This is a genomic window from Pseudomonas monachiensis, assembly GCF_047345015.1.
GTDB classification, from domain to species: Bacteria; Pseudomonadota; Gammaproteobacteria; order Pseudomonadales; family Pseudomonadaceae; genus Aquipseudomonas; species Aquipseudomonas monachiensis.
This window is the reverse complement of record NZ_CP178857.1, coordinates 3633751-3657843: the sequence shown is the minus strand read 5'-3', so window position 1 is coordinate 3657843 and position 24093 is coordinate 3633751. Positions and strand designations below refer to the sequence as shown.

The 24093-nt window shown below is 57.6% G+C and carries 28 protein-coding genes; 25 read left to right on the top strand and 3 right to left on the bottom strand.

The window, feature by feature from the left end:
- Positions 1-6 precede the first annotated feature (6 nt).
- The 4 genes from ACMDB8_RS16315 to ACMDB8_RS16300 are packed head-to-tail and all read left to right on the top strand — an operon-like array spanning position 7 to position 4273.
- The gene (locus ACMDB8_RS16315; protein WP_409078661.1) at positions 7-468 is read left to right on the top strand and encodes a DUF2280 domain-containing protein; all 462 of its coding nucleotides are present in this window, start codon (positions 7-9) and stop codon (positions 466-468) included.
- The gene (locus ACMDB8_RS16310) at positions 455-1756 is read left to right on the top strand and encodes a terminase large subunit domain-containing protein (protein WP_409078662.1); all 1302 of its coding nucleotides are present in this window, start codon (positions 455-457) and stop codon (positions 1754-1756) included. The genes ACMDB8_RS16315 and ACMDB8_RS16310 overlap by 14 nt, the downstream gene beginning before the upstream one ends.
- The gene (locus tag ACMDB8_RS16305) at positions 1753-3213 is read left to right on the top strand and encodes a DUF4055 domain-containing protein (protein WP_409078663.1); all 1461 of its coding nucleotides are present in this window, start codon (positions 1753-1755) and stop codon (positions 3211-3213) included. Before ACMDB8_RS16310 ends, ACMDB8_RS16305 begins: the two co-directional genes overlap by 4 nt.
- Positions 3188-4273 carry a minor capsid protein gene (locus ACMDB8_RS16300; protein ID WP_409078664.1) on the top strand — a complete coding sequence of 362 codons (1086 nt, stop codon included), beginning with the start codon at positions 3188-3190 and terminating at the stop codon, positions 4271-4273. Before ACMDB8_RS16305 ends, ACMDB8_RS16300 begins: the two co-directional genes overlap by 26 nt.
- Positions 4274-4275: 2 nt before the next feature.
- On the opposite strand, the gene ACMDB8_RS16295 is transcribed toward ACMDB8_RS16300, so the two are convergent.
- Positions 4276-4797, bottom strand: coding sequence for a hypothetical protein (locus ACMDB8_RS16295; RefSeq protein WP_409078665.1), 522 nt, complete (start codon positions 4795-4797; stop codon positions 4276-4278).
- A 188-nt stretch (positions 4798-4985) separates the two neighbouring features.
- Here ACMDB8_RS16295 and ACMDB8_RS16290 point away from each other — a divergent pair, with 188 nt between their 5' ends.
- The 16 genes from ACMDB8_RS16290 (at position 4986) to ACMDB8_RS16215 (ending at position 16201) form a co-directional block, all read left to right on the top strand.
- Entirely contained in the window at positions 4986-5144 is a 159-nt protein-coding gene (locus ACMDB8_RS16290) for a hypothetical protein (protein WP_409078666.1), read from the top strand.
- A gap of 177 nt (positions 5145-5321) precedes the next feature.
- Entirely contained in the window at positions 5322-6041 is a 720-nt protein-coding gene (locus ACMDB8_RS16285) for a hypothetical protein (protein ID WP_409078667.1), read from the top strand.
- Between the two features lie 11 nt (positions 6042-6052).
- Positions 6053-7000, top strand: a complete 948-nt coding sequence (locus tag ACMDB8_RS16280) for a major capsid protein (protein WP_409078668.1) — start codon at positions 6053-6055, stop codon at positions 6998-7000.
- Between the two features lie 49 nt (positions 7001-7049).
- Positions 7050-7616 carry a hypothetical protein gene (locus ACMDB8_RS16275; protein WP_409078669.1) on the top strand — a complete coding sequence of 189 codons (567 nt, stop codon included), beginning with the start codon at positions 7050-7052 and terminating at the stop codon, positions 7614-7616.
- A gap of 62 nt (positions 7617-7678) precedes the next feature.
- The gene (locus ACMDB8_RS16270; protein ID WP_409078670.1) at positions 7679-8182 is read left to right on the top strand and encodes a DnaT-like ssDNA-binding protein; all 504 of its coding nucleotides are present in this window, start codon (positions 7679-7681) and stop codon (positions 8180-8182) included.
- A 36-nt stretch (positions 8183-8218) separates the two neighbouring features.
- On the top strand, positions 8219-8419 hold the full coding sequence (locus ACMDB8_RS16265; protein ID WP_409078671.1) for a hypothetical protein: 201 nt from the start codon (positions 8219-8221) through the stop codon (positions 8417-8419).
- Between the two features lie 51 nt (positions 8420-8470).
- Positions 8471-8839: a hypothetical protein gene (locus ACMDB8_RS16260; protein ID WP_409078672.1), complete on the top strand. Its 369-nt coding sequence runs from the start codon at positions 8471-8473 to the stop codon at positions 8837-8839.
- Positions 8836-9432, top strand: a complete 597-nt coding sequence (locus ACMDB8_RS16255) for a hypothetical protein (protein WP_409078673.1) — start codon at positions 8836-8838, stop codon at positions 9430-9432. Before ACMDB8_RS16260 ends, ACMDB8_RS16255 begins: the two co-directional genes overlap by 4 nt.
- Positions 9429-9845 carry a phage tail terminator-like protein gene (locus ACMDB8_RS16250; RefSeq protein WP_409078674.1) on the top strand — a complete coding sequence of 139 codons (417 nt, stop codon included), beginning with the start codon at positions 9429-9431 and terminating at the stop codon, positions 9843-9845. Before ACMDB8_RS16255 ends, ACMDB8_RS16250 begins: the two co-directional genes overlap by 4 nt.
- Positions 9846-9916: 71 nt before the next feature.
- Complete coding sequence (locus ACMDB8_RS16245; RefSeq protein ID WP_409078675.1) at positions 9917-10564, top strand: phage tail protein; 648 nt, start codon at positions 9917-9919, stop codon at positions 10562-10564.
- Between the two features lie 9 nt (positions 10565-10573).
- Positions 10574-10957, top strand: coding sequence for a phage tail assembly chaperone (locus tag ACMDB8_RS16240; RefSeq protein ID WP_409078676.1), 384 nt, complete (start codon positions 10574-10576; stop codon positions 10955-10957).
- Positions 10954-11277 (top strand): DUF1799 domain-containing protein, encoded by a 324-nt coding sequence (locus ACMDB8_RS16235; protein ID WP_413966581.1) that lies wholly within the window; start codon positions 10954-10956, stop codon positions 11275-11277. The genes ACMDB8_RS16240 and ACMDB8_RS16235 overlap by 4 nt, the downstream gene beginning before the upstream one ends.
- 27 nt (positions 11278-11304) lie before the next feature.
- Complete coding sequence (locus ACMDB8_RS16230) at positions 11305-14337, top strand: phage tail tape measure protein (protein WP_409078677.1); 3033 nt, start codon at positions 11305-11307, stop codon at positions 14335-14337.
- Positions 14337-14675, top strand: coding sequence for a phage tail protein (locus ACMDB8_RS16225; RefSeq protein WP_409078678.1), 339 nt, complete (start codon positions 14337-14339; stop codon positions 14673-14675). Before ACMDB8_RS16230 ends, ACMDB8_RS16225 begins: the two co-directional genes overlap by 1 nt.
- A 9-nt stretch (positions 14676-14684) precedes the next feature.
- Positions 14685-15434: a phage minor tail protein L gene (locus tag ACMDB8_RS16220; RefSeq protein WP_409078679.1), complete on the top strand. Its 750-nt coding sequence runs from the start codon at positions 14685-14687 to the stop codon at positions 15432-15434.
- A gap of 2 nt (positions 15435-15436) precedes the next feature.
- A complete protein-coding gene (locus ACMDB8_RS16215; protein WP_409078680.1) occupies positions 15437-16201 on the top strand; it encodes a C40 family peptidase in 765 nt (254 codons plus the stop codon).
- A 151-nt stretch (positions 16202-16352) separates the two neighbouring features.
- On the opposite strand, the gene ACMDB8_RS16210 is transcribed toward ACMDB8_RS16215, so the two are convergent.
- Complete coding sequence (locus tag ACMDB8_RS16210) at positions 16353-16940, bottom strand: hypothetical protein (protein ID WP_409078681.1); 588 nt, start codon at positions 16938-16940, stop codon at positions 16353-16355.
- A gap of 175 nt (positions 16941-17115) precedes the next feature.
- Positions 17116-17847: a hypothetical protein gene (locus ACMDB8_RS16205; protein WP_409078682.1), complete on the bottom strand. Its 732-nt coding sequence runs from the start codon at positions 17845-17847 to the stop codon at positions 17116-17118.
- A gap of 189 nt (positions 17848-18036) precedes the next feature.
- Here ACMDB8_RS16205 and ACMDB8_RS16200 point away from each other — a divergent pair, with 189 nt between their 5' ends.
- From ACMDB8_RS16200 to ACMDB8_RS16180, 5 genes are read left to right on the top strand one after another with little or no spacing between them, the layout of a single operon-like run.
- On the top strand, positions 18037-18393 hold the full coding sequence (locus ACMDB8_RS16200) for a hypothetical protein (RefSeq protein WP_409078683.1): 357 nt from the start codon (positions 18037-18039) through the stop codon (positions 18391-18393).
- 57 nt (positions 18394-18450) lie between these two features.
- Positions 18451-19065: a tail assembly protein gene (locus tag ACMDB8_RS16195; RefSeq protein ID WP_409078684.1), complete on the top strand. Its 615-nt coding sequence runs from the start codon at positions 18451-18453 to the stop codon at positions 19063-19065.
- A 57-nt stretch (positions 19066-19122) separates the two neighbouring features.
- On the top strand, positions 19123-23091 hold the full coding sequence (locus ACMDB8_RS16190) for a phage tail protein (protein WP_409078685.1): 3969 nt from the start codon (positions 19123-19125) through the stop codon (positions 23089-23091).
- Between the two features lie 8 nt (positions 23092-23099).
- A complete protein-coding gene (locus ACMDB8_RS16185) occupies positions 23100-23411 on the top strand; it encodes a hypothetical protein (RefSeq protein WP_409078796.1) in 312 nt (103 codons plus the stop codon).
- Positions 23411-24088, top strand: a complete 678-nt coding sequence (locus ACMDB8_RS16180) for a hypothetical protein (RefSeq protein WP_409078686.1) — start codon at positions 23411-23413, stop codon at positions 24086-24088. The genes ACMDB8_RS16185 and ACMDB8_RS16180 overlap by 1 nt, the downstream gene beginning before the upstream one ends.
- Positions 24089-24093 lie beyond the last annotated feature (5 nt).

The window sequence follows — 24093 nt, the reverse complement described above, 5'->3', positions numbered from 1 at the left end:
AACCATATGGCAGCACTACGAAGCGAGGTCAAAGCCTTCATCGTTCAGGCTCTAGCCTGCTTTGATACGCCATCTCAGGTGGTCGAGTCGGTCAAGAAAGAATTCGGCATTGAAGTCAGCCGGCAGCAGTGCGAATCACACGACCCGACAAAGTTCGCCGGTCGAGCCCTGGGCGCAAAGTGGGTGGAGCTATTTCACTCTGCCCGCAAGCGATTCCGCGAAGAGACGGAAGACATCCCGATTGCCAATAGGGCGTATCGACTCCGGGCACTTGGTCGCATGGCTGAGAAAGCCGAGAACATGAAGAACATGTCACTGACTGCTCAGCTATTGGAGCAGGCAGCGAAGGAAGTCGGCGACATCTACGTCAATCGCAACCGGAAGGACGAGCCTGACGACGAGCCGGCGATCCCGACCCGTATCCAGGTGGATGTGGTGGATGCGAGGAAGTCGAATGCCGAGCCTTAACGTTCCGCAGTCGCAGTTCCTTCTGTTGCCCCACAAGTTCCGCGCATTCGTTGCTGGCTTCGGCTCTGGGAAGACCTGGGTAGGATGCTCGGCACTGAGCAAGCACTTCATGGAGTGGCCCGGCGTCAACGCTGGCTACTTCGCGCCGACGTATCCGCAGATCCGGGACATCTTCTATCCCACGATGGAGGAGGTTGCCTACGACTGGGGGCTAAAAACCAAGATCAACCAGGCGAACCATGAGGTTCATATTTACAGCGGCCGGCAGTACCGCGGCACTGTGATTTGCCGCTCGATGGAGAAGCCGCAGACAATCGTCGGTTTCAAGATTGGCCACGCCCTGGTCGATGAGCTGGATGTGCTGACGTCGCTGAAGGCTCAGCAGGCCTGGCGCAAGATCATCGCCCGGATGCGCTACAACCTGCCCGGGCTGAAGAACGGCGTAGATGTGACCACTACGCCAGAAGGATTCAAGTTCGTTTTCCTTCAGTTCGTGAAGCAACTGCGCGATAAGCCGGCGCTGAAGGAAATGTACGGCCTGATCCAGGCCAGTACCTTCGACAACGAACTGAATCTGCCGGACGACTACATTCCATCGCTGATGGAGTCGTATCCCGAGCAACTGATCCGCGCTTACCTCAACGGTCAATTCGTTAACCTGACGTCCGGCTCGATCTACCACGCGTACGACCGCAAGCTGAACCAGTGTGTTGACACTGTTCAGCCCGGTGAACCGCTTTTCATCGGTATGGACTTCAACGTCGGCAAGATGGCGGCCATCACCCATGTCAAACGTGATCAGGGTCTGCCGCGCGCCGTGGATGAGCTGATGGATGGCTACGACACACCGGACATGATTCGACGAATCAAGGAGCGCTACTGGCGACACAACGGCAACGACTTCGAGAAAACCTGTGAAATCCGGATCTACCCGGACGCCTCTGGCGATTCACGGAAGTCGGTCAACGCAAGCGTCACGGACCTGGCCATGCTTAAGCAGGCCGGTTTCGCTGTCATCGCGCCGGCGGCCAACCCTCCGGTGAAGGACCGGATCAACGCCATGAATGCCATGTTCTGCAATGCGCAGGGCGAACGGCGCTACCTGGTCAACCCCTTCACATGCCCGACTTACGCCGATGGTCTTGAGCAGCAGATCTGGGCGCCCAACGGCGAGCCAGATAAGAGCCAAGGCAACGACCACGCCAACGACGGCGGCGGTTACTTCATCCACCGCGAGTACCCGATCGTGAAGCCGGTAACCTCAATGAAAATGGGAGTCGCCCGATGACGGACGTCACTTTTACCCGTCCCGAGTATAAGGCGGCGCAGTACCGCTGGCGCTTGGTGCGCGACGTCTGCAAAGGTTCGGAAACCATCAAAGCGGCTGGCGACCGATATCTGCCGCGGCCGAACGCATCGGACACCAGTCAGGACAACAAGGACCGCTACGACGCGTACAAGAAGCGCGCTGTTTTCTACAACGCCACGGGGCGGACGAAGCACAGTTTGGTGGGCGCGGTATTCCGCACTTGGCCGACGCTGACAGTTCCGGGGGCTCTCGACTATGTGTCGAAGGATGTCGACGGGCAGGGCGTGAGCATCTACCAACAGTCGCAATCGGTCATTGGGCATCTGCTCGAAGTTGGCCGCCACGGGCTGCTGGTTGATTACGCGGCTGTCCAGGCCGGCACCGTGAGCAAGGCGGACGAACAAGCAGGTCGAGCTCGGGCGAACATCGCCAGCTACCCCGCCGAGGCGATCATCAACTGGAAGACTCGCCAAGTTGGCGGACAGCACCTGCTATGCCTCGTCGTGCTGCGCGAGACGGTAGACGTCGACACCGACGACGGCTTTGGCAGCGAGCAGGCTGTCCAATACCGTGTGCTACGCCTGGATGCCGCCGGCGTATACACGCAAGAAGTGTGGGAAGAGGGATCGAGCCAGACAGCAATGACCATCGCTCCCTTCACCCCACTGAATGGCCTTGGCCAGCCTTGGCGCGTGATTCCGTTCCAGTTTCTGGGCAGCGAGAACAACGACACGACCATCGATGATTCGCCGCTGTACGACATGGCCGAAGTCAATATCGGCCACTACCGCAACAGTGCTGACTACGAAGAGGCGGCATATCTGGTGGGCCAGCCTCAGCCGTGGATGGCTGGACTCGATGAGCAGTGGCGCGACCATATGGAGAAGAACGGCATCTTCCTCGGCTCTCGTGCGCCTTGGCTACTGCCGGTCAGTGGCACATGCGGCGTATGGCAAGCCCAGCCGAACACGGTAGCCAAAGAGGCCATGGACGCCAAGAAAGAGGACATGGTGTCGCTGGGCGCCCGGCTGATCGAGCGGGGTAGTGCGGTGAAGACAGCGACCCAGGCCGACAACGACAGCGCCGCCGAACATAGCGTTTTGTCGCTGGTGGTGAGCAACGTGAGCGAGGCTTACAGCCAGTGCCTGGTTTGGATGGCTGAGTTTGTGAATGCGGCGGGCGAAACGCTCTACAAACTCAATCAGGACTTCAGCCAGATCACTCTGGACGCGACGATCCTCTCTGCACTGTTCAATGCGGTGCAGGGCGGCAAGTTGCCGGCGGGCGACTTCTGGCAGTACCTGCGTGATCGCGGCGTGATTGATCCCGAGAAGACCGACGACCAGATCCGCGACGAATTGGAAACCGAGAACCCCGGTCCCGACCTGGACGACGATGAGGTAATCCCGAATGGCGGCAAACCAGGCAATCCTTGACGCCACGATTCGGCACGCCGTCTTCCTTGAGCAACTGAAGTCGGGGGAGGTCGCCAAGTTCGGGCCTTTCCTCAAGGAAATTGACCGCTCGATCCGCGAGCGGCTCACCCGGGCAGATCTGACGGATTACACCGTGGCCCGGCTGGAGCGGCTGCTGAGCGAAGTTGACAGCCTGCTGCTGGGCATCTTCGACCGGTACAGCGAGAAGCTGAACCTTGACCTGATCGATATCGCGAACTACGAGGCTGAGTTTGAGGCGACCAGTCTGACCCGAGCGGCGCCGGTGGGCGTCTCATTCGATGCCGCAGTGCCAGGCGCTGCTGCAATCAGGGCTGCCATTCTCACCAATCCGCTTAGCGTGCGTGGTGTGGACGGCGGCAAGCTGCTCAAGTCGTTCATTGATGGCTTCACAGCTACCGAGCGGCAGCGAGTCACTGGTGCGATCCGGCAGGGCTTCTTCGAAGGCCAAACGAACTTCCAGATCATCAAGAACATTCGCGGGACCAAGGCGCTCCAGTACAACGACGGCATCCTGGCCACAACGAACCGGAATGCCGGCGCCGTGGTGCGGACGGCGGTGCAACACGTCGCGACCCAAGCGCGCATGGAAACGCTCAAAGAGAACTCCGACGTCGTGCAGGCGGTGGAGTGGGTCAGCACGCTGGATTCGAAGACCACCAGTCAATGCCGGACGCTCGATAAGCACCGTTTTAAGCTGACCGAGGGGCCGCGCCCGCCGATCCACATCAACTGCCGCTCGACGGTGGTGGCGGTGACACGTTTCAGTGCTCTATTCGCCAAGGACGCCACTCGGGCTTCCGTCGGCGACGGCGGTGCTCAGCAGGTGAGGGCAGACCTCAGTTATTACGACTGGCTCAAACAGCAGCCAGCGGCGTTTCAGGACAAGGCTATTGGGCCGGTTCGGGCAAAGCTTTTCCGCGAGGGAGGGTTGAGCGTCGAGCGATTCGCCGAGCTTCAACTTGATCGCAATTTTTCACCACTATCGCTTGCTCAGATGAAAGTTCTTGAGCCTTTGGCGTTTGAGAGCGCTCGGCTATGAGATCAGTGCTGCGCACATTTCATGCGCTCATTGTCAAATGACGCCATGAGCTTAATGTAGTTGTCGTTCCATCCCTTGAACGACTCGCTCGCAGCCTGAATAGCCATTTCCTGCTCCTCCTGTGTGCGGGCCATGAGCCCTAAGTAAACCGATGTGCTTATTTTTAGCGCAACCAAGTTCAGCTCCAGAGGAGCATACGCGGTTAGCTCGAACGCTGACTGCATGACTAGCCTGCCCGGCTCTTTGGGTATGCCGCTGAGTGAGCCCAAAGATCCTAAGAAGCTTCCCATGCTGCCCAATAGGACTTCAGCCCTTTTTCGAGTCAGCATTTCACGATCATCGACTCGTTTTAGACAACTTTCTTCTCTGTTTTTTTGAGTCGACACAACTGTCGCATATGCGGTTACTCCGGCGCCAAGCAGGACGCCTACCGTAGTCATCGCGGCGACAAACAATGAAATGGCGCCTGCGGAATAACCGTCTTTTTTGCGGGTTTCCGGGGCGTTAGCAGGATTCTTTTCCACGTGCATTTTTCCTTTGGATGGCGGACGCGGACTTTAACTTTCTTTTCCATTTGCAGGCAGGGCCTGCACCTACGTCTCTGGGATACAACACCAAGCTGTTCCGTTAACCCGTCGTTGTTTCGTGATCGTTGACTGAGGGAGGGGATCTGCATATACAGTCCGTTCTTTCATTTTTTTTTCGGTAAGTCATGAGCGAAGAACGAGATATTCCCGAGCCTGAGCACGACCACCTGCTCGATCATGAATTCCATGATGACGAGTCATGGGTTGAAGAAGACGCTCAGGCAATTGTTGACGAAGATGATGATGACGTTGATTTTCTTGATCAGATAGATCAAGACGACTGACACGGAAAAATGTAACACCCAAAAGGCCCGCCCATTCGCACGGACCTACATGCTTTGAATCAAGCCCTGGCAGCCGCCGGGGTTTTTTATGCCAACGATTTACACAGGCCTCGTCAATGACGGGGCTTTTTCATATCAGCGGGCAGGGCCTGCAAATCGTCTCTGGGAGACAAGCAAATGGGCTTGAAGTATCAGCTGGACACTCTGGATGGTCTCGACGACTCCGTTAAATCGCTCTACACCGAGAAGGAAGGAAAGTTTGTCCTCGGTATTGAAGGCTTGCCCCAGTCTGAGGATGTCTCTGGCCTGAAGTCCAAGGTCCAGGAACTGCTGGACGAAAAGAAAGCCGCCGACAAGGCGCGCAAGGATGCTGAAGAGCAGGCCCGCCTCGATCGCGAGGAAGCTGCTCGCAAGTCCGGCAATGTCGAAGAGCTCGAACGATCCTGGACTGAAAAATACAACCGCCGCGAAGCTGAGCTGAACGGCATGCTGGAGCAGGAGCGTGGAACGCTGAGCGGACAGATCCGGGATCTGACCGTTGGCCGTACCGCTACTGACATCGCGTCCGCCTTGGCAATCCCAGGCAGCGCAGAAGCCCTGCTGCCCCACATTGAGCGCCGTCTGAGTGTCGAGCAGCGTGACGGGAAGCCTGTGGTTGTCGTGCTCGATAAGCAGGGCAAGCTTTCGGCGTCTTCGCTGGACGAGCTGAAAGCAGAATTTGCAAACAACACCGCCTTCGCGCCGTTGATCGCGGGTAGCAAGGCATCTGGCGGCGGGGCCGGAGGTGCTGGAAATGGCGGTGGGGCCGCTCTGAAACGCTCTGAAATGACGTCTGTGGCCAAGCGTGAGTTCATCACCGCAAACGGCCAGGACGCTTACCTGAAATTGCCCAAATAATGGAGTAACCCATGGCGACAACCGTCAACTCGGACATGATCGTTTACAACGACCTTGCCCAAACCGCCTATCTGGAGCGTATCCAGGACGTTATCGACGTTTTCAACGCATCTTCCAACGGCGCGTTGATTCTGGACAACGAGCTGATCGAGGGCGATCTGCGCAAGCGTGCTTTCTACAAGCTCGGCGGCGCCATTGCTCACCGTGATGTCAACTCTGTCGCGGCCGTTACCGGTCAGAAGATTGGTTCCGGCGAAATGGTCGGTGTGAAAGTGCCCTTCAAGTATGGCCCTTACGAAACCACCGAAGAGGCGTTCAAGCGCCGCGCACGCTCACCGGAAGAGTTTTCCGAACTGGTCGGTATGGATTACGCCGACGCAGTGCTGGAAGGCTATATCCAGTACGCAATGGCCGCTCTGAAAGCCGCCATCGGCGCGAACGCCAACATGGTTGCAACCGCCAGCTTTGCCACCGATGGCAAGAAGGCGTTGACCAAGGGTATGCGCAAGTTCGGTGACCGCTTCGGCCGCATCGCACTGTGGACCATGGACTCGGCGACCTACTTCGACATGGTCGATCAAGCCATCACCGAGAAGGTCTACGAAGAAGCCGGCGTGGTCATCTACGGCGGCCAGCCGGGCACCATGGGCAAGCCGGTCCTGGTATCCGACACCATCCCTGCTGAAACCATTTTCGGCCTGCAGGCGGGCGCGATCAAAATCACCGAGTCCCAGGCTCCGGGCTTCCGCTCGTACAACATCGACAACCAGGAAAACTTGGCGATGGGCTTCCGCGCCGAAGGTACTTTCAACCTGGACCTGTTGGGGTACAGCTGGAAGGACTCCACCGGTGGTGTTAACCCGAACCTGGCTGCAATCGGTGCAGGTGCCAACTGGACCAAATACGCGACCAGCGACAAAGTTACTGCCGGCGTCCTGATCGACCTGTCCGCGCCTTAATCGGCTTACTCGCAGCGGGCGGCCTTCAATGGTCGCCCTGGAGGTATTCATGGAACTCATCTATTCCGCTCAGAAGTCGGATTTTGATCCGCAAAAGCGCTACCGGAACCCTGAGCACTTCGAACGGCCAGAAGCCGGCGTGACAAGCGTGTTGGTGGTTGGCGACTGGCCGAACGTTGTTGATGCCTACGAGAATGTCGGCGTCGAAGTGGAGGTGAAGAACGTTGCGCGGGTGCTGATTGTTGGTGCTGGTGATACCAAGGCTGAACTCGAAGAGCTGATCGGCAAGCTGCGTATCGAAAGCGATATGGTCCGCGCTGTCATTGATGGGCTTGACGCTGGCGAGATTGAAAAGCCGGAAGCCGGCGAGCTCGCAATCCGTCTGTTTCAGGCGCTCGACGGCATCCGCCTTCAGATGGTCGATTTGGCCGGTCAGCGCGATGATCTCGCAATGGAAAATGAGACGCTACGCAATGAACTCGCCGAGTTGAAGGCGGCGGAAGACGTTGACGTCGAAGCCCTGAAGGCCAAGCTCGACGCTGCTGGTGTGAACTACCGGGCCAACGCCTCGAAAGAATCCTTGGAAAAGCTCGTCGCTGATCTGCCCAAGGCGTGATACTGCAGGCTGTCGGTAACCCGGCGGCCAATCGTTCAAAACTCAATCCAGCGAGTTGATCCATGACACTCATCATCGAGGACGGCACCGGCAAGCCAGACGCCGAAAGCTACGCGAGCGCCGAGGACCTGGTCATGTACGCCGGAAAGTTCGGCGTGACCATCCCGGCGGAAGTTCCTGCGCAAGAAGCGCTGCTGCGCCGTGCCGCCTTGGCGATGGATGGCATGATCTGGAAGGGGCGCAAGATGGACGGCGATCAGGCTTTGTCCTGGCCGCGCCGGGGAGTCGAACTGGATCGGCAGATCAAGCCCGACAACTACCTGCCGGCCCGCATCCAGTACGGGCAGATGGCTTTGGCTGCCGAAATCCATCAGGACGATATTGATCCGATCGAGAAGCGCAAAGGCGCGGTGACGTTGGAGCGTGTCGAAGGGGCGGTGACTCGCGAGTACGCAACGATTCCGAACACAAGCGGCCGACTGCTACCGGCGGCGCCGGACCGGCCGAGCGCCACGCAGTTTGCTGATTACCTGCAGCGGCGCGGGTTGTTTGCTGTCCGTGCTTAGAGTACGTTTCGAACTTCAATAGAATGGAGTTCTAAAATGGCAGATTTTCCGCCAAAACTTGAAGCATGGATGCGGTATAGCCAGGAAGCTTTAGGGGCAATTATTATCGCAAAAAGCGACTTGAACCCGGCAGCTGCAGCACTCGAAGCTGCTGATTATGCGGATCGGATGTTGGATATTTGGCTGCAGAAAGCTGGTTTTTTGAAGCGGCAAAAATCGGACCCTGATCGAGAGTAATCGAATGCATGCCCAGCCACTGCGCTGGGCTTTTCACATCTGGAGCCCACCATGGCCTTCTACGACGAAATGGCCGTGATGGCTCTGGAGATGATCACGGAGTTCGGCCAACCCGTGACTATCCGCGCGGTAACAGTTGGTGAGTACGATCCGGAAACCGGTACTGCACCGCCCGACACCATCACCGAGCAGACCGCCCAAGGCATCCTGCTCGACTTCACCGGCCAAGAGTTCCAGAACAACAGCCTCATCAAGCAGGGCGACAAGAAGCTGAAGGTCGCCGCGGAGGGGCTGGCGTGGGCACCTGATCTGCTGAACAAGGTCATTGCCCAAGGGCGCACCTGGTCAATCGTTCCTCCGTTGAAAGAGATCAACCCAGCCGGTACGCCGATTCTGTATGAGCTGCAGGTGAGGTCATGAGCCGCGCGGGTTCCGGGCAGTCCGGCAGCTTTGCTTTGAGTCTGGCTGAATTCGCGGCTCAGGCCACGGAAGCTATCGACGCCAGTCTGCGCGAGATCATCATCGAGGTCGGCAGCAGCGTGATCCGCATGTCACCTGTGGGCAATCCCGAGATATGGGCGCAGAACACTGTAGCCCGTCAGTACAACAAGGCCGTAGACGATCACAACAGTGATCTGCGCAGCGATCCGGCCAACTTGACGAAAGCGGGCCGCCTCAAGCCAGGACGTAAGCTGAACGATGGCATGGATATCGTTACGCCAGAAGGCTACGTCGGCGGACGGTTCCGGGCCAATTGGCACCTTTCGATTGATGTCGTTGAGAACGTCACCTTCGACGAGGTGGACCCGAGTGGAAGCGAAACCATCGCCGCGCTGGTCTCGGCAGTCAGCGACTTCAACGCCGGCCAGACTGCCTACCTCATAAACAACCTGCCGTACGCGACCCCTCTCGAGTTCGGGCATTCGACCCAGGCACCCGGCGGTATGGTCCGCATTACCGTGGCCCGCTTCCAGCAGATCGTGCAGGAGGCCATCAGGAACAACCAGGTATGAGCCACAACATCATCGCGTCGATCTTCGAAACTAAGCTGATCAACTGGGCGAAAGCCTTGCCGGTACCGCTGAAAGTCGTAGTCGAGAACGAGACCTACACGCCCGTAGACGGCACCACCTACCTGAAGGCGTTCACGCTGCCCGCCGACACCGCAAGCAACACGCTCGGCGGCGACCACAAGCTGTATACCGGCGTGTTTCAGGTCAGCATCGTGACGCCATCCGGCAAGTACCGCGGCGCGGCAGGCGCACTGGCCGACCAGATCGCCGCGTTGTTCCCGTTGTACGAGCGAAACACGAAAGGCGCGCTTACGGTGGTGACCATGAGCCCGGTAGACCCCGGCCCCGGCATTCCGGACGACACCACCTACACGGTGCCGGTCTCGTTTCTGTACCGAGCCGACACCAACTAAATCCGCCCGTTGGGCATCCCCGAAACCCGCCATTGAGTGGGTTTTGTCATATCTGCAAAGAGGAAAAACCAATGGGCTACAAACTCCCCAACGGCGCGACTATCCAGCACGGTGCCACCTACGCCGCCGAGCTGCCATTCACTGCGATGTCCAATGCCACAGAAGCAGTTGCCACGGTGGTAGGCAGCACATTGGCAGCAGGTGACATCGTCTTGGTCACTGCTGGCTGGAGTCGCCTGAACAACCGTGTAGTGCGAGTAAAAACGGCCACTGCAACGTCGACCACTCTCGAAGGCATCGATACGTCCGACATCCAGGTCTATCCGGCTGGCGGTGGTGTTGGCACCCTAAAGAAGGTCCTCACCTGGGTGCAAATCCCGCAAGTGACTGACGTCGCGTTCTCTGGTGGAGAGCAAAACTACCTGGACGTGGTTTTCCTCGAAGACGACCAGGGTAAGCAAATCCCGACAGATAAATCTGCGGCGAGCATGGCGCTGACCATTGCCGATGATCCGGCGCAGGCTTTCAACGCAGTGCTGCTCGCAGCAGATGCGGGTAAGAAGATCCAGGCTGCACGGATGAACCTTCCTGGTACCGATACCGTTCTTTACGGCGCGTACACCTCGTTCTCGAAGCAGCCGGCGGTGTCGCGTAACAACCTGCTCACCCGCACCGTCAACTTGGCGCTGCAGGCTGAACCTACCCGCTACCTGTCGTAAGGAATTCTCATGGCAAAGTTTTCCATCGCACCGAAGCCGACGTTCACTGTCGACGTAGCTATCCCGCAGGTCGGCGGTAAGGCGGCCGTGGTGCCGTTCACGTTCAAATACCGTGATCGCACTGCGCTGGCTGAACTGTTCGACGCTTGGAAGGAAAGGGCAGAAGCCATCGGCGAGCGCTTCAAGGGCACTGAGCCGACGTTGTCTGAGGTCACCGCCGCAGAAGTCGAGCAAGGCATCGACCAAATCAAGGACCTAGTCGTGTCTTGGGGCTTCACCGACAAGCTCAGCGACGAATCCATCACCGCATTGGTGAAGAGCTGCATCGGCGTTTCGGATGCCGTGGTGAAGGCCTATAGCGAAGCGTTCGGTAAGGCCCGCCTGGGAAACTGACCGACGTCGCACGCGCGCTGTACGAGCAGACCACTGATTCCGATGTCCTTTCGGTATTTGGGCTTTCTCCTTCAGATATCGATGACTCCATTGAAGTCTGGCCGGACAACTGGCCGTCTTTCCTCGTCATGGAGTCGATGGGGACTCAGTGGCGTACCGGCACGTGCGGCGCAACCGGTCTCGATTACGGCGTTCTGCCCAGTGTAATGAAGTTCGTCGGCATCCCGGTGAAGGATCGCCCCGGTGTGTTTCAGGACATCCGCGTTATGGAGTCGGAAGCCATCGCGGTTATGGCTGACGCACGCGACAACAGCCCGTGAAAGCGGGCAATTATTCAAGGTGAGTCGATGAACATTGCAGAACTCGGCATCAAGGTCGATTCGGCTGATGCCGCCAACGCTGCGACCGATCTCGACAAGCTGACGAAGGCCGGTGATCGCGCTGAGCAGTCCGCCGTCGGCCTGATGAAAGAGATGGAGGCGCTGGAGAAGTCGCTTTCGAAAGGCGCGACCTCCACGCAGGAACTGGCCAAACAACGTGACAGCCTGGCTAAGCTGACCCAAACCGGTGCCTATGGTGAAGCTGAATTCACCAAGATCAGCGCCCAGCTGGATAAGCAGCAGGTGGTATTGGCAAAGTCGACGCTGGATGAACAGAAGGCCCTCAACAGCCTGCTGGGTGCGATCGACCCCGCCCGGGCGGCCATGACCAAGCTGGACACCCAAGTTGAGCAACTTGGGAAACACCTCGACGCCGGTCGCATCAGCCAGGACCAGTACAATTCGGCCCTGAGCAAGATCGATAAGGATTACGCCAAGCTCGAAAAGACCGCAACCGGTTTCGACAAACTTCGCCTCGGCACCCGTCAGGCGCAAGAGAACGTCGTGCAGTTGGGGAATGCCTTGTCCTCGGGTGACTGGGGTAGCGGTGTTCGTGCGGTCGCTCAGTTGGGCGCAGGTGCGGGCGAGGGGGCTGCGGGGTTGCTCGCGATCCTTGCGCCGCTAGCGCTGGCCACCGCCGCTGTTGGCGTGCTTGCGTACGCTTATTACAAGGGCAGCGAAGAACAGGACAGCTACAACAAGTCCCTGATCCTCACCGGCAACTATGCTGGTGTTAGTTCTGCGCAACTGGGGGAGATGGCGCGGCAAGTGAGCGCCACTGTCGGCACGACCGGGCAGGCTGCTGAGGTTCTGGCTCTTCTGGCCGGCAACGGCAAGATTGCGGGCGAGAGTTTCACCGGTATCACCCAGGCTGCCGTGTCTATGCAGGAGGCGACCGGAAAGGCTGTCAGCGAAACCGTCGCTGAGTTCTCGAAGCTGGCAGATGACCCGGTCAAGGCTTCCGCTGCACTGAACGAGCAGTACCACTACCTGACCGCATCGGTTTACTCGCAGATCGCCGCACTGGAAGAGCAAGGCGACCACGCGGGCGCCGTGAAGCTGGCGACTGAGCAGTACGCGGACGCCATCAACGAGCGCACGCCGAAGATCCTCGAAAACCTGAGCTTCTGGGAGAGGGGCTACAACGCTGTCGCGCGCGCCGCGGACAATCTGAAGAACATCGGGCGCCGTGACATAAATGCGGAGATCGAGACTGCGCAGAACGATCTCCGTGAAGCCGAGACCATGGACGGCTTGTTTCAAAGCCAAAAATCCAAGGATGCCCTGATCGAGTTCAGACGCAATCGGCTGAACATGCTGGAGGACGAGAAGGCAGCTCAAGCAGACATCGCCAAGTGGGAGGGTGAGCAGGCGAAAGCCCAAGGCGCTGCGGTTATTGCGATGGGTAAAGTCGACGCTCTCACCAAGTCTTCGTGGACGAATGAACAAAAGCGCACCGAGGCTCTGAAGGAATACAAGCAGCAGCTCGACGATATCCGCAAGGTGACGCCGAACGACCCACGCCTGAGCCAAGTGGCCATCGACAAGAACATCGCGAACATCAACGACAAGTTCAAGGATCCAAAGGTCGCCGCAGGTAGCGTCGACACAACCGGATTCAATAACGCGAAGAACTCACTGGCCGAAACACTGGCCTACTACAAAAACGCCGACAAGGAGCTGGAAGCCTCCCAGCGCGCCGGCGTGATCAGCCAGGCCAGCTACACCGAGCAACGGGGCAGCCTGTTGAAGCAGCAGGCCGACGAAGTTGCCCAGGGCTATCAGGCGGAAATCGATGCGCTCGAAGCAGCCAAGGCCAAGAAGGGCACAACCGCTGCGCAGGTCATCCAGATTGATCAAAAGATCTCGGATGCCCGATCGGCCATGGTCAAGGCCCAGCATGACAGCGACAGCGAACTGGCCCTCATCGCTACCAACGAGGAAGGACGCCTGCGCAAGCAGACCCTCGCAGTCAACACTTACACCAGCGCCCTACAGCAACAGGTCGACACGCTGCGGCAGCAGGGATTGCGGGCGGCATCTGGCCTTGGTCAGGGTGACCGGCAGCGCGCACTGACGGATCAGCAGAACGGAATCGATGACCGCTTCAACCAGCAGCGCCTAGAGTTGGCCAACCAGTACGGCGACGGCTCGCGCGGCATGAGCCTGGACGAGTACAACGCCAAACTGAAGGCGTTGAAAGCGACTCAGCAGGATCTGCACGACACTGTTCAGGCCAATTACGACGATATGACCGCCGCCCAGGGCGACTGGAGCGCCGGCGCATCGTCGGCATGGCAGAACTATCTGGAGTCGGCGCGTGACGTGGCCGGGCAGACCAAAAGCCTGTTCAGCAATGCCTTCAGCTCGATGGAAGACGCGATAGTCAACTTCGCCATGACCGGCAAGTTGTCGTTTGCGGACTTCACCAAGTCGATTCTGGCCGACATGGCGCGCATCGCTACACGGCAAGCCAGTTCGGCATTGCTCGGCAGCCTGGTTGGTGCCGCTACCAATTATTTTGTTGGTAGTGGCACGGGTAATGGGCTGCCTGCTGGTTCTGCCGGTGCTACCTCGTCGAATCTTGGTGCCTCGCAGGCTGGCTACACCAATGTCGATTTCTCAGGCTACCGAGCCTCTGGCGGTCCGGTCGCGGCGAACTCGTTGTATGAGGTCAATGAGTTGGGGCCTGAGCTGTACAACGAGGGCGGCCGGTCCTTCCTCATGACCGGGGCGAATGGCGGCAGCGTCACGCCGCTAACTTCTGGCGGCGGGCCAGCGCTGGCCGCGATATCTGGTGGTAGTGGTGGCAACACGTACAACTTCCCCGTGGCGGTTTCAGTGCAGACCACTGGGGAGAATGGTGCGATACCGCAAGAAGCCTCAAATCAGCTCGGAAAAAGCATCCAGCAGGCGGCCAAAACCGAAGCGGAAACGGCAATTGCCCGAGCGCTTCAGCCGGGTGGATCAATCTGGCGCCTGACAAATGGGAGGGGCTGATGGCCATCGAGAAATTCACCTGGCCAACCGAACGTGGTGACTCACCTGAGATTTCTTACAGGGTGCGTACCGCGCAGTTTGGAGGCGGCTATAAGCAGCAGGTCGGCGACGGCCCCAACAACAAAGAGGATTCCTACCCGATCACCTTCACCGGCCTGAAAGTAAAGGTGCTGGAGATCATGGACTTCCTCGACCGGCACGCCGGAGCGAAAGCCTTTCTCTGGACAACGCCCCTCGGCCAGCTAGGCCTGTTCACCTGCAAAAATCCCGTGCCCACCCCGGTGGGCGGTGGTGTTTTCAAGCTCACGGCTACGTTCGAGCGAGCCTTCCAACCATAAGGGGCAATCATGCCGCTGATCAGAGATATCCAGGTGCTCGAGCCTGGCAGTGAAGTGTTGCTCTTCGAATTGGACGGCAGCGACTACGGCGCAGACGTTCTGCGCTTTCACGGGCATTCGATCCCGCACACGGCGGCCGAGCTGATCGCCGCCGGCGCCAATGCCGACCAGCTCCCGGCCAAGGCTATCTGGTGGCAGGGTAACGAGTACGGTGCCTGGCCGATGCAAATTGACGGTATCGAGTCGAATGGCGACGGCACAGCAGTGCGGCCGACGCTATCAGTCGGAAACGTCAGTGGGCGCATCACCGCGCTCTGCCTGGCGTTCGCCGATCTGCTCGAGTTCAAGTTCACGATGCGCCACACGCTGGGCACGTACCTGGATGCCGTGAACTTCCCGGCCGGCAACCCGACGGCAGATCCAACCCAAGAGATGATCGAGGTCTGGTACATCGACCAGAAGACCAATGAGGACGGCGAGACGGTCAGTTGGGAGCTGGCCAGCCCGGGCGATGTCGGCGGCGAGTCCGTTGGCCGACAGGCCACAACGTTGTGCCATTGGTGTCTTACTGGCGGCTACCGTGGACCGAACTGCGGTTACACCGGTGACTACGTCACCAAGGATGGCGTGCCCACCGATAACCCGGAACTCGATGCCTGTGATGCAACGCTGGGCCGGGGCTGCATTCCGCGCTTCGGTGAGGGCAACCCAATGCCGTTCGGTGGCTTTCCCGCCGTTTCCCTGATTGCCCGGAGCTGAATATGCGCAAGCACATTTTGAGCGCGATCCAAGTGCACGCCGCTGCTGAGTACCCGAATGAGTGCTGCGGGCTGTTGCTGGCGGTCGGACGCAAACAGCAATACTACCCGTGCCGAAACATCTCCACCGAGCCGAGCGAGGAGTTCCGGATCGATCCGGAGGAGTACGCCGCGGCTGAGGACATCGGCGAAGTGATCGGTGTGGTTCATTCGCATCCGGACACGACCAGCAGACCTTCGCCGCGTGACCTGGCAATGTGCGAGGCTACGGCGCTGCCGTGGCACATCCTCAGCTGGCCAGAGGGCGATCTGCGCACGGTCATGCCGACCGGCGACGTCCAATTGCTAAAACGTCCTTTCGTACACGGTGCCTGGGATTGTTGGCAGGTCTGCGCCGACTGGTACAAGCGTGAATGGGGCCTTGAGTTTGAGGCCTTCAAGCGGGCCGATGGTTGGTGGGAGAGCAAGGACAACGCCAGTCTGTACGAAGCGAACTACGAGGCAGCCGGCTTCTACAGGGTGGATCAGCCGCAGCGCGGTGACATGGTCGTCATGGAGGTGGGCCGCACGGTTTACCCGAATCATGCTGGCATCTTCCTCGGCAGCGATGCGGCACTACCTGGCGAGGATGCGGCGACCTTCGGTCCCGGGCCTTTCCTGTTGCACCACCTGTACGGCAGGCCATCGGAGGTGATTGTGTTCGGTGGGCCGTGGCTCGACCGGACTCGTCTGATTCTCAGGCACAAGGATGCCCAATCAATCACATGATGCGGCGGTGCCGCGGAGGTGTTTATGGATGTTCGTGCTGTGAGCGCTGATCAGAAAGCGATGAACGCTGAGGACATTCCAGTCTCTAGGGCGATGGTTGAAGTGGGATTGGCTGTTCTGGAAGAGACTGGACAATGGCCGATATCAAGGTCTACGGTCGAAAGAGCTTTTCGGGAGATGTACCTTTGCGGATTTCTAGAATCTGAGCGCGCGTCCTCACGCCCCTGATGATTTCTCCGTTTAGCGATATTGCCTGCAAAATTTTCATGAGCTTTAGGCACTGTTCTCTAAGCTCGCTGATGTTGAGTGTTGCATTCGATTTTTTTGAGTTCTTCGGCTTAATCAGGTCGGTTAACGATGCTGTTGGACCTTCATTCAGCCCCCATTGCCAATGAACAATTTTATGCCTCAACGCACTGATTGCATCGAACGATTTGAGCGTGTGCAAAAGATCGTCTACGGCCTGTTGATCGCTGATTTCCGAATGGGCTATTTGTCCTTGAACGTACCTGATCATCCCAGCCATCGAGATGTTGGCTTCGACTGAAAGCCTTTGGGCTTCGGAAACTGGCATTTTGAGAAAGAAGGCAAAGAGCTCAGAAAGCTGCCATTCGACTGCTGAGTAATTGACGATGAACTGCCCCATCGCGTGAAGGTGTTCGTCTGAGGGGCCAACATTGTATTGGCGTGGCCAATCGATAGAAAAAGGCTCTCTAGGCTTAAAGTCTTCGTTGCTCACATGACCTCCAGGTCATAAACGCGCCGGAAATGGCGCTATCCCAGTCCTTGGGCTTGCAGGCAAAGGACTGGGGAATCCGTTGCGTGAAGGCAGGAGGCTACTATCCGGTGATGGAGGGGCGTTACTGGGTATTCGTACAGGCAATAACTTTAGCCGATTCTATGATAGGAGTCGGTTACATGCTTGAGTCATTTTTAGATGAAGGTTCGCTGACAGGGTCGGTATGTAATTGAGGGGGGACCATTCGTTGTTGAGAAAAATTAGCATGCATTTTCTTTTTTTCGTTTTGATAGGTATTGAACCCAATGAAGAGTGCGAAGGCGATGATGGCGTAAAAACCGAGTAGGACGGTAATTAACGAAGAAGTTCGAATTACTCGATACCATGGTTCTCCACGCTTAACTAAATCCCAAGTGCTTTTTAGTATTGGGGCTGCTGCATTTCTTATTTCCTCGCAGCATTGAAGGATTTCTTTAAAGTCTTTATTTCGTAGTCTTCTGGCTTTTAAAACCGCTTCCATTAGCTTCGCCTCAGCGCCATTAGGGTTTTCTCTGATGTGTTCAGGATTCAGTCTAAGTTGAATTTTGCTTAGGTTTTCAACAGCTCTGGCGTAAGCTTCTTTAGTCTCCTTGTAAAACTCGATTTCTAGATTGTGTTTTTCTGTTATTGAGTGGAATTCTTCTCCGCTGAATTTGTTCGGGTTACGTGCTCTGTAGATTTCTTGTGCTGCGGAAGTGTACTCCGCAATTTCATTTCTCAAACCGTCTATCCACGCTAAACGAAATTCAGAAACTTTATTTTCTTTGGCGCTAACCATGTTCATTATAGAAAAAAAGCCAGTTAGGAGTGCGGCGGTAATAACACCGAAAGCCACAAAGACCGTTGGTGGTAAAGAGGTTATGTCCATTTAACTATCCGGATATGATTGAGGTTGTAGAGTAACGTCTTCATTATTTGAAGCGGTGTCATTATGCCATCGTGGTTGCGATAGCCAGACCTGTGGATTCATACATAGAAAGGTCCGGACAGGATCGGCTTTTTTTTCGTTTCTGCCCCTCCGATGCTACATTGCCGCCTTTCCACAGGAGTGACCTGCATGAAATTGATCGTAGGGGCGTTGGCTATAGCGTTGTTGGCGGGATGTTCTACTGCTAGCGATATCCGGAAAAACGCACCACTATTGACGCTTTCCTCTGAGAAAAAAGCGAAAAATGTAGCTGAGTGTATTCGTGACGGATGGCAATCCACATCGTTAATAGGTGGGAGCGTCGGCGGGGTTTTACAGTCCTCCGGTGAGCGATATTCAGTGATTGCGCCGGATCCTGAATCCCCTTGGCATGTTGTTGATATCACCCCCACTCCAAGCGGCTCAACTGTTGCCTACCATTTCTTTCGTACATGGCAGGACCCTTCTACGAAGGTGACAAGCGTTGTTGAGAGCTGCGCACGATAGAGAGTGTGCCTTTTGCTAAACCGCCTTTTGGCGGTTTTTTATTGTCCGGAGAAAAGAATGGCGACAACGGTAGCGCATTACTCACCACGCACTCGGGTTCAGTTGACCAGGCAGCTTGCCAATAAATTTGGCGAAGTTCATCACTTGCTCTTGGATTCCGGGCAAGGGCTGGAGGTTTTCAAAGCGCTCAATGCGACGATCCCAGGCTTTCAGGAGGAGATTAAACGACTCGATCGGCTCGGGATGTGTTTTGCAATTTACAGAAATGGGAAAAATGCAGGGCTATCTGACCTGAATCTATCTGGAACGCAGGTTCTAAAAATCGTCCCGGTAATCTCTGGTAGCAAGCGCGCAGGTGTTCTTCAAACAGTTGTGGGGGCGGTGTTGATTGCTGCCGCATATTTCAACCCATTCGGTGCTTTCACTGGGTCGGCAGTGTCTGCTCTTTACGCCGCAGGTATTGCATCAACCGCTGGCGGCGTGATTCAGATGCTCAGTCCACAGCAGGGTGGTCTCTCGTACAGCTCATCCCCCGAAAATGCGCCGTCCTATGCCTTCGGTAGCGCCAAGAACACCACGGCCAGCGGCAACCCGGTGCCGATCTGCATCGGCGAGCGCCGGTGGGGCGGCATGATCATTTCCGCCTCGATCAACGCTGAAGACAAAACGTAATTAGCACGCAGCACACAGACCGCCCAAGAGGCGGTTTTTTTATGCCTGGAGGAACGCATGGGCGCAGCACAACAGATCGAGATCCATGGCGAGAAGGGCGGCAGCAGTAAGCCAAAGTCGCCGACCGAAGCCAGCGACAGCCTGCGTTCCACGAACTTGGCCAAACTGTTGATCGCCGTGGGCGAGGGCGAGTTCGACGGTACTCCGACCGATTACGACATCTACCTGGACAACACGCCGATCCGCGATGCCAGTGGCAATTACAACTTCCCCAATGTGAAGTGGGATTGGCGGCCGGGCTCGGTGGATCAAACCTACATCCCGGGCATTCCGTCCGTGGAGAACGAAACCTCGCTGAACATCGAATTGCGCAGTGATGCGCCGTGGGTGCGCTCGATCACCAATACCCAGCTGTCGGCCGTTCGGCTGCGTTTTGCGTGGCCAGCCCTGCAACGGCAGGATGACCAGGGCAACGTGGGCGGCTATCGAATCGAATACGCCATCGATGTGGCCACCGACGGCGGCGCCTATCAGCAGGTCTACCCTGATGCCGTGGATGGCAAAACCACCACGCGCTACGAGCGCTCGCGCCGGATCGATCTGCCCGACGCCACTACTGGCTGGCAGATCCGCGTGCGCCGCCTGACGCCGAACCAGAACAGCAACAAGATCGCCGATACCATGCTGATCGCCGGTATTACCGAAGTGATCGACGCCAAGCTGCGCTACCCGAACACCGCGTTGCTCTATATCGAGTTCGATGCCGAGCAGTTCACCAACATTCCGGCGGTGACGGTACGGTGCAAGGCGCGGCGCTGGATGGTGCCGAGCAATTATGACCCAGTGGCCCGCACTTACGCCGGTACATGGGACGGCAGCATGAAGTCGGCCTGGACCAACAACCCTGCGTGGATCACCTACGGCGTATGCACCGAGGACCGCTTCGGCCTGGGCAAGCGCATCAAGCCGTGGATGGTCGACAAGTGGGAGCTGTACCGGATTTCTCAGTACTGCGACCAGATGGTGCCGAATGGCTTGGACAGTACCGAGCCGCGCTTTCTGTGCGACATGAACTTGCAGGGCAAGGCTGATGCCTGGTCTCTGCTGCGCGACATCGCCGGTATCTATCGGGGCATGACTTACTGGGCCCAAGGGCAGTTGGTAATGCAGGCTGATATGCCGCGCGCCCAGGACTTCGACTACGTCTTCACCCGGGCCAACGTCATCGATGGCAAGTTCTCCTATGGCAGCGCCTCGGCGAAGACCCGCTACACTCGGGCGCTGGTCAGCTACGACAACCCAGCGAACAACTACGACACCGATGTCATCCCGTTCGCTGATCTGGATCTGCAACGGCGTTATGGTGACCGGCCGACCGAACTGAGCGCCATCGGGTGCACCCGAGCTTCCGAGGCCCAGCGCCGTGGCAAGTGGGCGATCCTCAGCAACAACCAGGACCGCACCGTGTCGTTCAAGACCGGCATGGAAGGTGTGATCCCGTTGCCGGGCCATATCATCCCGGTGGCGGACTCGCTGCTGGCGGGGCGTGAGGTGGGCGGGCGCATCTCGGCGGTCGCCGGTCGCGTGGTGACCCTCGACCGTGACACCCAGGCCAAGGCTGGTGATCGCATGATCATCAACTTGCCCGGTGGGCGTGCCGAAGGTCGTACCGTGCAGAGCGTGAGCGGCCGCGCGGTGACCGTGACCACCAGCTACAGCGAGCCACCGTTGCCGCAGTTGCAATGGGCGCTGGATGCCGATGACCTGGCGATTCCGCTGTATCGCGTCCTGCGGACCAAGCGCACGGCCGAGGGCGACTACGAAATCAGCGCGCTGCAGTACGAGCCGAGCAAGTTCGCGTTCATTGACACCGGTGCACGTCTGGAGGAGCGTCCAATCAGTGTCATTCCGATCACGGTGGTGCCGGCGCCGGCCAGCGTCACCCTGGCTGCAAGCTCGGTAGTTTCACAAGGCATTGCTGTCGCCACCATGACGATCACTTGGCCGGCGATTCCCGGCGCGGTTGGCTATGACGTGGAGTGGCGCAAGGACAGCGGCAACTGGATCAAAGTGCAACGCACCGGGCTGACCAGCGTCGACGTTACCGGTATCTATGCTGGTGCCTATGTGGCTCGCGTTCGTGCCGTGAGCGCCTTCGACATCTCGTCGATCTGGCGTAACTCGATCCTCACCGACCTCAAAGGGAAAAGTGGTTTGCCGCCGGCGGTGGCATCCCTGACCGCAACAGCGTTGTTGTTTGGCATTCGCCTGAAGTGGGGCTTTCCAGCTGGCGCCGAAGACACCCAGCGCACAGAGCTCTGGTATGGCCCGGCCAACAACCTGGCCGCTGCAACGAAGCTGGCAGACCTTGCCTACCCGCAATGCGATTACTCGATGCAGAGCCTGCTGGCGGGCACCACGTTCTTCTTTTGGGCGCGCCTGGTCGACCGGATCGGCAACATCGGCCCGTTCTACCCAGTGATAGACGGCGTAATGGGACAGGCCAGTTCAGAAGCCGGCCCGATCCTGGACATGATCGCCGGCCAGATCACCGAGTCCGAACTTGGCCAGCACCTGCTCGATGAGATCGACAAGATCTCCGGCTATGGCCCGGAGTCTGTCAATGGTCGAATTGAAGCGGCAAAGAGCGATCTTGAGGATCAGATCAGCCAAATCACTGATGCACTGGAATACGTTCCGGCGAACAGCTACCTGAAAAACGACAACGTGCGCAAAGGGCAGCGCCTGTACACCGCCATTCTGGCCGTGCCCGCTAACGCCGGCGGGGCCAATGCGCCGCCTAATTCGACCTACTGGCTCGACATCGGCGGCATCGTGTCGACGGTCAACGCCCAAGCTGTGCAGATCGATAAAAACACGACCGACATCACCACGGTGGACGGCAAGGTCACGGCTACGTCGTCTTCCCTGCAATCACTGCAGGCGTCGTACCGGGATGAGGATGGGGAAGGGGACTTGGCTGGGGCCCTGAATGAGTGGGATAGCGCCGCGAGGTTTGCGGTGGAAGTGCGAACCAGCGCTACGGAAAGGGAGGCAACGACCACTCGCCTGACCACACTCGATGCGCAGGTCGCAGGCAACCAAGCCGGGATCAGCACTCTGGAAACGGCGATGGCCAACGACCGCGCTGCATCAGCGAGCCGCCTGGATCAGTTGAAAGCCGAGACTGACAGCAATACAGCGGCCATCGGTACCGAATCCCAAGCCAGGACGACAGCGGATGATGCGCTGGGGGTAAGGATCGGAACGGTTGAAGTAGATGTCGATGATAACGCGGCGAAGATTCAGGACGTGCAGGAAGCACTGGTGACAACCGACGCGGCGGTGGCTTCGATGCGGTCAACCGTGGAGGCCGCTTACACGGCCGGGCGGGATGACGACGCAGAGGGCGATTTGGCTGGAGCGCTTGGGGCGTGGGGATCTACGGCGAAGTTTGCCGAAGAAACCCGCGTCAGGGCTGATGGTGATACAGCCCAGGCTCGGCGCTCGGAACAGCTGGAAGTGTCGATTGGCAACACAAACGCAGCCGTGCAGACGGTCAGTCAGGCGGTGGTATCGCTCGACGGCAAAGCCAGCACGATGTGGTCGGTAAAAATGCAGCTGAATAGCCAGGGGCAGTACGTTACGGCGGGAATCGGGCTGGGCATTGAGAACGGCCCGGCAGGATTGCAAAGCAAGTTCCTGGTAAGTGCAGATCTTTTTGCCGTGGTTAACGGCATCAACGGCACGTTGTCCTCTCCGTTTGCTGTCACTGGCGGGCAAGTGTTCATGAACTCAGCCTTTATTCAGAACGCCTCAATCGGCGTTGCAAAACTGACCGACAGCCTTCAGTCCGCAAATTACGTCGCTGGACAGACGGGGCTGAAAATCAATTTTGTGACTGGCGAATTTGAACTGAACTCCGCTCTGGGAGGTGGAGGCCGGCAAACGATCAACAACCGTGGCGGTAAGGTTTTCGACGAAAACAACGTTAAGCGGTATCAATGGGGAGATCTTTCCGCATGAGCTTCGGCATAAGGACATGGGGGGCTGACGGAGCGACTCAACTTGACGAGAATTCGTTCACGATGCGGGTGGTGCTGTCGACACTGGTGACATTCTCGACCACCAATAAAGGGAGTCAGGACTTTTCTGTGCCAGGCTGCGACGCCTCCAACTCGGTCGCCATCGTTATCCCAGTCGAAACTTACAACGAAAACACCGCTTATCAATTTGAAACAGAAATGGTTTCAGGGGTTGCGCGTGTTTACAACTACACCCGTACTTTTGCGGCCAGTCTGTCCACCAGCGGAACCATGCGATTAATGGTCATAAGGTTTGCCTGATGTCTTACGGACTAACTTTCATCAACAACAACAATCAGGTGGTGGTCGACTCCGAATTTGCCCGCCTAACTGTAATTTGCAGTGGGCGATATGCGCCGACTCAAGAGTCCGGACTTGGATCATCGACGAGTTTCCCGCGTGTTATCACTAGCCAAGAGCCTCCACTGGTGTTTTGTCGACCCGACACTGGCGGCATTGCCGGTCTAACGGCTATGCAGTTGATCGGATCCCCCGGAAATTGGACCGGGTTCTATGTCCGGGCCTACGACGTGAATACCAATCAGCCAAACGGTCGGTATTTTGCAGCAAGTTTCGGTGCTCAGCCGGTGGCTTCGTTTGGCTTTCGATTATGGGATGGATCTTCGAAATTACTGTTCGATTCGGGAACACCGGCTGCGCTGTTCACGCGTGCCTTTCAGAACTGGACCTATGTTCGATATGAAACAAGCGCAACTGGTAGTACCAGAATTTTCTACACGGTCCCGTTTAACTTTCCAGAAAACGAATACCTGCTGATCAACACCTTCGGTATGAAGATGGTGACTGGGGCCGGGTCGGGAAGGCTGGTTAAAACCCTGTGGGATTTTGCAAGCGGAACGCTCTATGCCGTGACTGACGGCTTCAGTAATCCATTCGCTTTTTTCATGCCAGCTGTGTTTGCCAAGATCAACGCATAAACAAA

Excerpts from the sequence above, each read along its gene's own strand:
- ACMDB8_RS16315 (WP_409078661.1), top strand. The coding sequence starts at position 7 with ATGGCAGCACTACGAAGCGAGGTCAAAGCCTTCATCGTTCAGGCTCTA.
- ACMDB8_RS16310 (WP_409078662.1), top strand. The coding sequence starts at position 455 with ATGCCGAGCCTTAACGTTCCGCAGTCGCAGTTCCTTCTGTTGCCCCAC.
- ACMDB8_RS16305 (WP_409078663.1), top strand. The coding sequence starts at position 1,753 with ATGACGGACGTCACTTTTACCCGTCCCGAGTATAAGGCGGCGCAGTAC.
- ACMDB8_RS16300 (WP_409078664.1), top strand. The coding sequence starts at position 3,188 with ATGGCGGCAAACCAGGCAATCCTTGACGCCACGATTCGGCACGCCGTC.
- ACMDB8_RS16290 (WP_409078666.1), top strand. The coding sequence starts at position 4,986 with ATGAGCGAAGAACGAGATATTCCCGAGCCTGAGCACGACCACCTGCTC.
- ACMDB8_RS16285 (WP_409078667.1), top strand. The coding sequence starts at position 5,322 with ATGGGCTTGAAGTATCAGCTGGACACTCTGGATGGTCTCGACGACTCC.
- ACMDB8_RS16280 (WP_409078668.1), top strand. The coding sequence starts at position 6,053 with ATGGCGACAACCGTCAACTCGGACATGATCGTTTACAACGACCTTGCC.
- ACMDB8_RS16275 (WP_409078669.1), top strand. The coding sequence starts at position 7,050 with ATGGAACTCATCTATTCCGCTCAGAAGTCGGATTTTGATCCGCAAAAG.
- ACMDB8_RS16270 (WP_409078670.1), top strand. The coding sequence starts at position 7,679 with ATGACACTCATCATCGAGGACGGCACCGGCAAGCCAGACGCCGAAAGC.
- ACMDB8_RS16265 (WP_409078671.1), top strand. The coding sequence starts at position 8,219 with ATGGCAGATTTTCCGCCAAAACTTGAAGCATGGATGCGGTATAGCCAG.
- ACMDB8_RS16260 (WP_409078672.1), top strand. The coding sequence starts at position 8,471 with ATGGCCTTCTACGACGAAATGGCCGTGATGGCTCTGGAGATGATCACG.
- ACMDB8_RS16255 (WP_409078673.1), top strand. The coding sequence starts at position 8,836 with ATGAGCCGCGCGGGTTCCGGGCAGTCCGGCAGCTTTGCTTTGAGTCTG.
- ACMDB8_RS16250 (WP_409078674.1), top strand. The coding sequence starts at position 9,429 with ATGAGCCACAACATCATCGCGTCGATCTTCGAAACTAAGCTGATCAAC.
- ACMDB8_RS16245 (WP_409078675.1), top strand. The coding sequence starts at position 9,917 with ATGGGCTACAAACTCCCCAACGGCGCGACTATCCAGCACGGTGCCACC.
- ACMDB8_RS16240 (WP_409078676.1), top strand. The coding sequence starts at position 10,574 with ATGGCAAAGTTTTCCATCGCACCGAAGCCGACGTTCACTGTCGACGTA.
- ACMDB8_RS16230 (WP_409078677.1), top strand. The coding sequence starts at position 11,305 with ATGAACATTGCAGAACTCGGCATCAAGGTCGATTCGGCTGATGCCGCC.
- ACMDB8_RS16225 (WP_409078678.1), top strand. The coding sequence starts at position 14,337 with ATGGCCATCGAGAAATTCACCTGGCCAACCGAACGTGGTGACTCACCT.
- ACMDB8_RS16220 (WP_409078679.1), top strand. The coding sequence starts at position 14,685 with ATGCCGCTGATCAGAGATATCCAGGTGCTCGAGCCTGGCAGTGAAGTG.
- ACMDB8_RS16215 (WP_409078680.1), top strand. The coding sequence starts at position 15,437 with ATGCGCAAGCACATTTTGAGCGCGATCCAAGTGCACGCCGCTGCTGAG.
- ACMDB8_RS16205 (WP_409078682.1), bottom strand. The coding sequence starts at position 17,847 with ATGGACATAACCTCTTTACCACCAACGGTCTTTGTGGCTTTCGGTGTT.
- ACMDB8_RS16200 (WP_409078683.1), top strand. The coding sequence starts at position 18,037 with ATGAAATTGATCGTAGGGGCGTTGGCTATAGCGTTGTTGGCGGGATGT.
- ACMDB8_RS16195 (WP_409078684.1), top strand. The coding sequence starts at position 18,451 with ATGGCGACAACGGTAGCGCATTACTCACCACGCACTCGGGTTCAGTTG.
- ACMDB8_RS16190 (WP_409078685.1), top strand. The coding sequence starts at position 19,123 with ATGGGCGCAGCACAACAGATCGAGATCCATGGCGAGAAGGGCGGCAGC.
- ACMDB8_RS16180 (WP_409078686.1), top strand. The coding sequence starts at position 23,411 with ATGTCTTACGGACTAACTTTCATCAACAACAACAATCAGGTGGTGGTC.